We start from the raw sequence: 1,872 nt of genomic DNA on the forward strand, positions 1-1,872 counted from the left end.
CCGACGCGGGGGAGTAGACACTGCCAAAGCCGCAAAGAGCCTCGGCGTCACCCAGCGCGCGGTCAACTACTGGCTCTCAGGGAAGTACCGTCCCAAGGTCGAGGTCCAGAAGACGATTGCGACGAAATCCCGCCAGGCGGCCACGACCAAACGGGGCCGCCAGCGGCTCGTCCAGCACGCACGGGCACAGATGGCCAAGACTAAGAACAAATCCCCTCAGATCTTCGTCGTCGGGAACCAGGGCCCGAGGAACGCCGATCCCAACTACCTCCGCCACCGCGTCACCAACCTCTGGCAGAATCTCGGCCCCGACGACGTCGACACGTTCATCTCTGCATGGGAAGAAGGTGGCGAAACCGCGGCTCTGGAATGGCTCACCCAGGCATTCGGCGACAGCTACCTCGACGAATGGGGCTTTGAATCAATCGACCAGATCAGCTTCACAGACCCCCGCACTTGATCCTGGCCAGGCTGACCAGCCAGGGGACATACCACCCGCTCCGGCACCAGGTACCGGACGTTACGAGGATCGCGTAAAGCGAATCCCCTGAGATCTCCAAAGATCCGTACCGAATCCCCTGGCCGAAGACTCAGACCTTGAGCTCAGAGACACTCAGCTCAGCGAGCATCGGCCGAGGGGCCCTCGTCAACCAGGTCTCCGTCCCTCCCTTTGAAAGCTGCGATTTAGCCAGCTGGACCCTCCAAGGTTCCATCCTCTGGAGCATCTCGTACTTAAGGACCAGGGCAGCGAACCTGTTCTCGCACAAGCGGGTATCCTCAACCAAGCCGGCTGAATGAAGCCGCGCCAGGGCCTTGTCAGTAGGGATCGATACAACCGGGCGCACCAGCTCTGGATACCCCTTCACGCGAACCACCGAGACAAAATGACTCTCAAGCCAACCGTCACGACGCCACGAATACATCGACTTCCGCCGGCCCGATGGCACACGGACGACGGCCAGGGAGTCTGCTGCATAATTCCGTGCTGCTTTCTCAAGGTCCAACTGCTTCTTCGGAGGCTGGAAGAGCGCCATCACCTCCTCCATACGCCCAGCAGGCAGATGCAGCGACTTTTTCCCCGCAAACCAGCGCTGCACCGTACGCGGACTCACGCCCAACGCGGTAGCTAGAGCAGAGGTACGGAGATGCCCACCCTTGGTCACCCCGAACCGGACCCCCAGAGCAAGGCCCAACAAAGACCTATCCCACACCGGCTCGCCATGCCCTGACAACAGCACACCAAGCCGCTCCCAAGACCCTTCACCGCGGAGCCAGCGCCGGACAGTCGACACGGACACACCGGCGGCCGAGCCAAACCCAGCCAGATCAGGATGCCCCCGGGACGTCACACCAAAAAGCGCAGCTATCCGCTCCTCGGCAACATTACGAGAGATCATCGCCTACAACCCCGCCGTCCTGAGAACGAACCTTGTTCCTGGACCCCTTGGGCCGGCCACGCCGCAAGGACTTACGGTACTCGACATACTCCGCCGCAGCCTCGGGAGTCCAGTACGACATCATCCCCACCTCAACACTTGCCGGGAACCGGGGATCCCTGCTCCGGTAGGCATACAGAGACGCAACCTTGACCCCGAGAGCCTCAGCGAATTCGGCAGCTCCTATCAACCCCTCCGAACTCTGAGCCACTCTTGGTCTCCCTCTCCTCGACAAAACAAAACTTGAACGGGCGGAGCGAACCAGAACGCCGGATGAATCAACCCCACATTGATTCTAAAACCTTCACCAATTACAACAAAAGAGTAACCAAGCCTGACAAGCAAAAAGCTCCCACCAACTCAGACCGGTTTACCGGGCTGCCCAAGGACGGTTGGGCACGGCCCAACCACCGGCACCGCCGGCGCTCGGACGAGC

At 60.8% G+C, this 1,872-nt stretch carries 2 protein-coding genes; one reads left to right on the top strand and one right to left on the bottom strand.

All coding sequences use genetic code 11. The features are described 5' to 3' along the window. The coding region (locus ABH924_RS24765; protein ID WP_404503176.1) for a hypothetical protein at window positions 1-460 on the top strand (460 nt) is incomplete at its 5' end. A gap of 923 nt (window positions 461-1,383) precedes the next feature. On the opposite strand, the gene ABH924_RS24770 is transcribed toward ABH924_RS24765, so the two are convergent. After that, the gene (locus ABH924_RS24770) at window positions 1,384-1,647 is read right to left on the bottom strand and encodes a helix-turn-helix transcriptional regulator (protein ID WP_404503178.1); all 264 of its coding nucleotides are present in this window, start codon (window positions 1,645-1,647) and stop codon (window positions 1,384-1,386) included. Window positions 1,648-1,872 lie beyond the last annotated feature (225 nt).

The sequence above is a fragment of the Arthrobacter sp. GAS37 genome (genome assembly GCF_044908325.1).
Lineage (GTDB): Bacteria > Actinomycetota > Actinomycetes > Actinomycetales > Micrococcaceae > Arthrobacter > Arthrobacter ramosus.